The sequence below is a fragment of the Solihabitans fulvus genome, from assembly GCF_008386585.1.
Taxonomy (GTDB): Bacteria; Actinomycetota; Actinomycetes; order Mycobacteriales; family Pseudonocardiaceae; genus Solihabitans; species Solihabitans fulvus.
The window spans coordinates 40,561-47,457 of record NZ_VUOB01000036.1 but is presented as its reverse complement, the minus strand read 5'-3'; the positions used below and the strand labels follow the sequence as shown (position 1 = coordinate 47,457).

The 6,897-nt window shown below is 69.5% G+C and carries 7 protein-coding genes; 3 read left to right on the top strand and 4 right to left on the bottom strand.

Annotated features, from left to right (window positions below):
• On the bottom strand, positions 1–283 hold a 283-nt coding region (locus F0L68_RS20270; RefSeq protein ID WP_188316697.1), incomplete at its 3' end, for a TetR/AcrR family transcriptional regulator C-terminal domain-containing protein.
• A gap of 28 nt (positions 284–311) precedes the next feature.
• Here F0L68_RS20270 and F0L68_RS20265 point away from each other — a divergent pair.
• From F0L68_RS20265 to F0L68_RS20255, 3 genes are read left to right on the top strand one after another with little or no spacing between them, the layout of a single operon-like run.
• Positions 312–605: an MFS transporter gene (locus tag F0L68_RS20265; protein ID WP_188316696.1), complete on the top strand. Its 294-nt coding sequence runs from the start codon at positions 312–314 to the stop codon at positions 603–605.
• A gap of 11 nt (positions 606–616) precedes the next feature.
• Entirely contained in the window at positions 617–1,165 is a 549-nt protein-coding gene (locus F0L68_RS20260; RefSeq protein WP_149851193.1) for an SRPBCC family protein, read from the top strand.
• The gene (locus F0L68_RS20255; RefSeq protein ID WP_149851192.1) at positions 1,162–2,484 is read left to right on the top strand and encodes an alpha/beta hydrolase; all 1,323 of its coding nucleotides are present in this window, start codon (positions 1,162–1,164) and stop codon (positions 2,482–2,484) included. Before F0L68_RS20260 ends, F0L68_RS20255 begins: the two co-directional genes overlap by 4 nt.
• Before the next feature lie 46 nt (positions 2,485–2,530).
• On the opposite strand, the gene F0L68_RS20250 is transcribed toward F0L68_RS20255, so the two are convergent.
• The 3 genes from F0L68_RS20250 to lpdA all read right to left on the bottom strand — a co-directional run bounded on the left by F0L68_RS20250 (position 2,531) and on the right by lpdA (position 6,677).
• A complete protein-coding gene (locus F0L68_RS20250) occupies positions 2,531–3,778 on the bottom strand; it encodes a D-alanyl-D-alanine carboxypeptidase family protein (RefSeq protein WP_149851191.1) in 1,248 nt (415 codons plus the stop codon).
• A gap of 9 nt (positions 3,779–3,787) precedes the next feature.
• Complete coding sequence (locus F0L68_RS20245) at positions 3,788–5,002, bottom strand: MFS transporter (RefSeq protein WP_149851190.1); 1,215 nt, start codon at positions 5,000–5,002, stop codon at positions 3,788–3,790.
• Positions 5,003–5,276: 274 nt separating this feature from the next.
• A complete protein-coding gene (gene lpdA, locus F0L68_RS20240; RefSeq protein WP_149851189.1) occupies positions 5,277–6,677 on the bottom strand; it encodes a dihydrolipoyl dehydrogenase in 1,401 nt (466 codons plus the stop codon).
• Positions 6,678–6,897 lie beyond the last annotated feature (220 nt).

The following is a 6,897-nucleotide window of genomic DNA, read 5'->3' as shown; positions in this document are numbered from 1 at the left end:
TGCGCTGCTCCGCGCGTCGAAGGGCCTGCTGGGCGGCGACCGAACCCAGCACGTACGCGTGCACGGCGCCGAGCGCCTGCGAGGCCAGGGTGATGTCGGGCGTGAGCGCGACGGCGGCCCGCAGCGCGGACTCGGACCGCCGCAACGAGTTGGGGCCGAGGGCGGGCCTTCCCGTCAGTTCACCCGCCAGCCAGGGGTGCCGCAGCAGTGTCGCGCGCAGCGCGCTGACCATCCGGCTCACTCTGCTGGGGAACTGTCTGGGCAGCGCGCTGCTGGCCGTCACCTCCACCGCGTGGATGGCCTACGCGATCGTGGTCCTGATCGACTGCGCCGTCATGATCCGCAACGTCATCCAGGTGTCGCTGCGTCAATCGGGAACTCCTGACGAGTTGCTCGGTCGAGTCAGCGGGGCACACCGACTGGTCACCTACGGTGCGATTCCGTTGGGGGCGATGCTGGGTGGCGCGGTCGCCTCGGCAGGTGGCCTGCGCGCGGCCATGGTCCTGGCCAGCGCGATCTTCGGCGCCCTGGCCATCTTTGCCACCTGCACCATCACCCGCGCCCGGATCGCCGCCATCGCGGCCGACACGACCACACACAGTTGAGGAACGGTGCCATGACGTACACGGTTCACCACGTCGCAGTCCTACCCCACCCGGCGACGGCGGTATGGGAGAAGCTGTTCGACCCGGACGCGGCAACGGGCTGGCTCGGGGTCGCGGCCAGTCTCATGCCGGAACGCGACGGGGCCGCCTTCTGCTGGTTCTACGATGCGGGCTCGCGGCTGCCCACCGCGCACGTCGGCCGGGTGCTGACCCTTGACCGGCCACACCGGCTCGTGCTGCTGCTACAGCTGCCCACCTGCCTGGTGGAGAGCACGGTCACGATCGAGCTAGCCGAACTCGAGGCGAACCGGACCAGGCTGACCCTGCAACACGACGGCTTTCCCGAGGACGGCGTCGGACCGTTCGAGTACGACGGCTGGGCGCACAGTTGGGAGCACCACCTCGAACTGCTCGGCCCAGTTCGTGTTCGACAGCATGCACGACTTCGACGAGTGGGTCGACGCCCGGGTTCCTGGGGACGAGGTGCACCTGAATATCGGCGACCGCGTGGTCAGGACGACAGCTCGCCGCGCTGTCCGCAGGGCGCTGGACGCCAATGACCGAGGGCGACTCATGCCACCGCGCCCCCGTGTGGACCGGCACCGAGCTCACCTGGCAGGTGTTCGCCGATCCGGCCAGTGAGGCTGGACGCACCCAACGAATGCCGCTGGGAGTCGGTTCCGCGACGAGCGGCCACACGCCGGCCGACTGCACAGTGCGGTCCACTGTGGATGGACAGACGCTGTTCCACCCACGGCTCGGTGATATTCCCCTGCCCGAGGGCGCCACGGTGGAGGCGATGTCGGTCAGTCCTCATGCGGGACTGCGGGTCGCCGTCCTGTTGCGGCGTGGTACAGCCCGGCGGGCGGTCTGCGTCGGCGGCAACCATGTGTCGCATGTGGACTCGGTCGTCGAACTCGGCCCGTGGCTCGGCCGCGACGAGGTGGTCGTCATCAGAGAGGAATGGCCGAACAGGCTGCCCTATCGCTGGAACGTCGACGGTGGCGGGCTTCGTCCGCTGTTGGCGGCGAGTGCGGCCGTCGTGGCCGACGTGCAACGGTGTGACGACGTGATCGGTCTGTCCTGGAGTTCAGTCAGACAGCCAAGACGTATCGAGCTGGTCGAGCGGACCGAACTGCTTGCCGGACCCGTGAGGCTGCGGCCGGACGTCCCGTCCGGACCGGTGCCTCCGGCCGCGCGGGTGGCGCTGGTCGAGGGTGTGAGTTGCACACTGCCTTGCCTGATCTATGCGCCTGCCTCGGAACCGAGGGGCACAGTGGTGCTGTTGCACGGCGGACCGAACGGGGCTCATCTCGGCACCTGGTCGCCGTTCGCGGATTCCTTGGCTCTGGATGGCTGGCGTGTGGTGCTGCCCAACCTGAGGGGGAGTGGCCTGCTGGACCCTGCCCTGCGTCCGCCAAAGCCGGACCGTTACGGGCACGATGACGTCGACGACGTTGTGTCCGTCATCCGACACCTCGGTGTTGGGCCGATCGTACTGGGCGGGCACAGCTACGGAGGCTATCTGGCGGCCCGAGCCGCACACGTCTGTCCGCAGGCGCGGGGTGTGTTCCTGCTGGGCGGCTTTCTGGCCGCTGCGGATCTCGCCGACTCCGAGCATGCGAGCGTGCTGGCGTTTCTGCGATCGGCGGGTGGCCGCTTCGTTGCCGATCGCCGCCCGGCTCCAGTTCCCCATTTCATCGCCCACGGCAGTGCCGATCGTCGGATCCCGGTCGCGGCGATGACCTCGCACGCGGACGAGCTCGGCGATGGATCAGAGGTCATTGTCGCGGACGGAGAGGGACACGGCGTCCAGACCGATGCCGGTGCGCGGCAGGTGTTTCCGGCGTTGTTCACCTGGCTGGGCGGTCTTGACTGAGGTGGAGATCGCGTAGCCAGACGCTACCGTGCCCCCAACTCCGAGGTCAGTGACCACCGCCGCCCGCTTTCGTGCGTTGGCGGCCCAGGACGAACCCGCCGACGATCGACAGCAGGACCGCCAGCGCGGTGATCCAGCCAACGGTGCCGAACGAGTCGCCCTGTTCCGCCGCTTGCGGGGAGCCGGGACTGGGGGAGTTGCTGACGCTGGGGAGGGCGTACTCGCTGGTTGTGGTCGGGGTGACCGGTGACGGGTAGGCGATCCGACCGACCGCCTCGCTGCGGTTGGCCTCGAGCGCGAAGCCGTAGTCGAGCAGCTTCGCGGCTTGGTCGACGAGCAGGGTCGGCTGTTGTTCGCCACGCACCAGCACAATCGCGACGCGCTTGCCCTTCTGTTCGGCGGCGCCGACGTAGGTGTGTCGGGCGTCGTCGGTGAAGCCGGTCTTGCCGCCGAGGAAACCGGTGTAGACGCCGAGCAGCCTGTTGTCGTTGACGATCGGGATGGCCGGCGTGCCGTCGGTCGCGGGAATCTCGAAGTTCTTCGTGGCGACGGCCGCCGCGAACGCCGGCTGTTTCATCGCGTGGTGGAAGATCAGGCTCAGGTCGTAGGCCGAGGTCGACATCCCGGGGCCGTCCAGTCCGGACGGCGTCGCGGCACGCGTGTCGGTCGCGCCGATCCGCGCGGCCGTCGCGTTCATCTGCTCGAGGGCCGGACCGACCCCGCCGAGCGCGGTGGCGAACGCGTGCGCGACGTCATTGCCCGACCTCATGAGCAAGCCGTGCAGCAGCTGGTCGACCGTGTACCGGCCGCCGGCGACCAGGCCGACGCAGGTGCACTCCTGCTCGGCGTCCTCGGTCGTCGCGGTGATCACCTGGTCGGGCGGGAGTGTGGTCGTCACGACGAGCGCGAGCAGTGTCTTGATCAGCGACGCCGGGCGCTGCCGGGAGTGTGGGGCCTGCGCGGCCAGCACGGCGCCGGTGTCGAGATCCTGTAGCACCCACGAAGCGGCCGTGATTCCCGCAGGAGGATTCGGTGCACCCCGTGGCGTGACGAGACCGCATTCCGCCATTCGGTGCCCGCCGACCGGGACTGCGGGCACCGACAACGGAGTCGGCGCGGCCTGCCCCGGCGCGGGGTTCTCCGACGTGTCAACGGGCGGAGGCGGTGCGTCGCGGTTCGCGCACGCCGGCTCGGGCGCGGCCTTGGCCGCCGCGACGGGCGCGCTCAGGGCCAGCACGCCTGCGGTGAGTATCGCGCCGAGAACCTTGGGCGACCGGGGGAAAGCGCGGTGCATGAAGGCAATCTAATCGAGGTGCCCTGGTCGGACAGGCCGCAACTGAGCGGAAGTTCCGAGATCGGACCTTGCGCGGACGAGCGCGACGGCCGTCGCGCCAAGGGCGGCGACCGCGGCGAAGGCGAAGAAACCCCACGGGTTGGCCAGGCCCGCCGTCAGCAGCACGCCGCCAAGCAACGGGCCGCAGATCGCACCGATCCGGCCGATGCCGGCGGCCCAACCCAGGCCCGTGGCGCGGTTCGCGTCGCCGTAGGTGCGGGCCACGTACGCGTAGACCAGGACCTGCGCGCTGAACACAAAACAGCCGGCGAGGAAGACGGCCGCGTAGATGCCAGGTCCGGGCAGTCGCAGGCTCAGCAGCGCCAGGAACACCGTCGACAGCGCGAACCAGGCGATGGCGGCCGGGCGCACGCCGACGCGGTCGGCCACGGCTCCCGCCGCCACCAACCCGACAATCGCGCCAACGTTGAGCGTGAGGAGCAGGCCCAGCGCGGTGCCCAACGGGTAACCCGCCGCGCGCATGATCTGCGGCAGCCAGGTGTTCAGGCCGTACACCAGAAGCAGGCCCATGAACGAGGTCACCCAGAAGGCCAGGGTCGCGCGCGCCCATCCCGGCCGAAACAGGGAGGTGACGACCACGCGGACCGGCTTCGGCGCAGTGAAGGCCCGGGATTCCGGGAGGTGACGCAGCATCAGGGGAACAAGGACCAGTGCGGGGACCGAGCCGATCACGAACAGGGCACGCCAACCGAGCGCTGGGACGACCACGATGCCGAGCAGGGCAGTGACCACCGCGCCCACGTGGTAGCCGGTCATGAGCCAGGTCGTGGCGCGGCCCCGCCTCGCGGGCTCGGAGGACTCGCCGACGAGGGTGATCGCCGTAGGCAGGCAGCCGCCGAGGCCGAGACCCGCGAGGAACCGCAGGGCGCCGAAGGCTGTCGCCGACGAGGCGAACGCGCACAGCAGCGTGAACGCCGAGAAGCTCGCCACCGCGAGAGTCAGCGCCTTGCGCCGGCCGACCACGTCGGTGACCGTGCCGATCACCAGCGCGCCCACCGTCATGCCGATCAGACCCACCGTGGAGACCACGGACGCGCTGGCTGGCGTGAGGCCCCATTCCTTGTCCCGCAACAAAACTGGGAGGACCGTGCCGAGCACGACCAGATCGAAGCCGTCCAGCAGCACCGCAGCCCACGCGAGCGAGCGCACCCAGCGTCCGGACATGAGACCTCCCGAGTTCCTTGGCACGGGAGCGCGAAGGAGCGCTCTGCCAGGCCTGCGACCGCGAGGTTCATGCCTGTGGCCCCGCTGCCTCCACATAAGCCACAGCATGCGGTGCGATGGTGTGCCGACGAAGCGCGACATTCCATCCAGTGGAATAAGTTGGCCCTCGCTTCACCTGGCCGCTCGGGACTGAGCTGACGCGACGAGGGGCCCTTCCTCGCGTTGACTGCGCGGAGGGGCCCCTCGTCGGCGCGTGCGACGCCGGTGGGTGCGCTCAGAAGTTGATCATGTGACCGGCCAGGCCGTGCACGGCCTCCTTGACGGCCTCGCCGAGCGTCGGGTGCGCGTGCACGTTGCGCGCCACCTCGTGCACCGTGAGGTCCCACTGCTGGGCCAGGGTCAGCTCGGGCAGCAGCTCGGTCGCCTCGGGGCCGATCAGGTGCGCGCCGAGCAGCTCGCCGTGCGTGCCGTCACTGATGATCTTCACGAAGCCACCGGAGTCGCCGAGCCCGTGCGCCTTTCCGTTGGCGGTGAACGGGAACTTCGCCACCTTGACGTCGAAGCCGCGCTCGCGGGCCTGCGCCTCGGTCCAGCCGAAGCTGGCGATCTGCGGCTGGCAGTAGGTCGCCCTCGGGATCATCACGTAGTCGAGTTCCATCGTCTCGGCCCCGGCGATGGTCTCCGCCGCGATGATGCCCATCGACTCGGCGGCGTGCGCCAGCATCAGCTTCGCGGTCACGTCGCCGATCGCGAAGATGTGCGGCACGTTCGTGCGGCCACGGCCGTCGATGGCGATCGCGCCCCGGTCGGTCAGCGCGACGCCGGTCCGGTCAAGGCCGTAGCCCTCGACGCGCGGCTGGAAGCCGATCGCCTGGAGCACCTTGTCGGCCTCGAGGACCTGCTGCTGCCCGTCCTTGGACACGGTGACCCGCACCTTCGGGCCGGACTCGTCGATGGACTCCACCCTGGTGGAGGTCAGCACGTCGACGCCGAGCTTGCGGTAGCGCTTGGCCAGCTCGGCGGACACCTCCGCGTCCTCCAGCGGCACCATCCGGTCGAGGAACTCCACGATGGTGACCTTGACGCCGTAGTTGTGCAGCACGTAGGCGAACTCGACGCCGATCGCGCCCGCGCCGGCGATGATGATGCTCTCGGGCAAGTCGTCGCTGAGGATCTGCTCCTCGTAGGTCACGACGCGGTCGCTGACGGCCGTGCCGGGCAGCAGCCGCGTGGTCGCGCCCGCCGCGATGATGCAGTTGCCGAAGGTCACCGTCTCGGTGCCGCCGTCGGCGGTGGCCACCTGGATGGTGTTGGCGTCGGTGAACGTGCCGCGGCCGTTGAACTCGGTGATGCCGTTCTTCTTCATCAGGAAGTGGACGCCCTTGACGCGCCCGTCCGCGACCTTGCGGCTGCGCTTGAACGCCTCGGTGTAGTCGAAGCTCACCGTGCCGTCCACGCGGATGCCGTAGGTCTTGGCCTCCTGCGTGAAGATGTGCGCCAGTTCCGCGTTGCGCAGCAGCGCCTTCGACGGGATGCACCCCACGTTCAGGCAGACGCCGCCCCAGTACTTCTCCTCGATGACGGCCGTCTTCAGCCCGAGCTGGGCGGCGCGGATCGCCGCGACGTATCCGCCGGGGCCCGCACCCAGGACCACGACGTCGAAGTGTGTGCTCATGGTCCAAACGATATGACCTGGCAGAGGATCGCACCCCATCGGCAGCGTCTCTGGTGACGGGCTGTGAACACGATCACTCGACCCGGTCGGGCGGGTGGTGGGCGATGACCGGACGCGAGGGCGGTCGCCCTCCTCGTGGCGTCAGTCGAACGGGTACTCGACAGCGTGTGTGTCGCGCTGGTGTGCTCGAGGCAGCCGCGTCTTCATGGGAGGTCTGCCG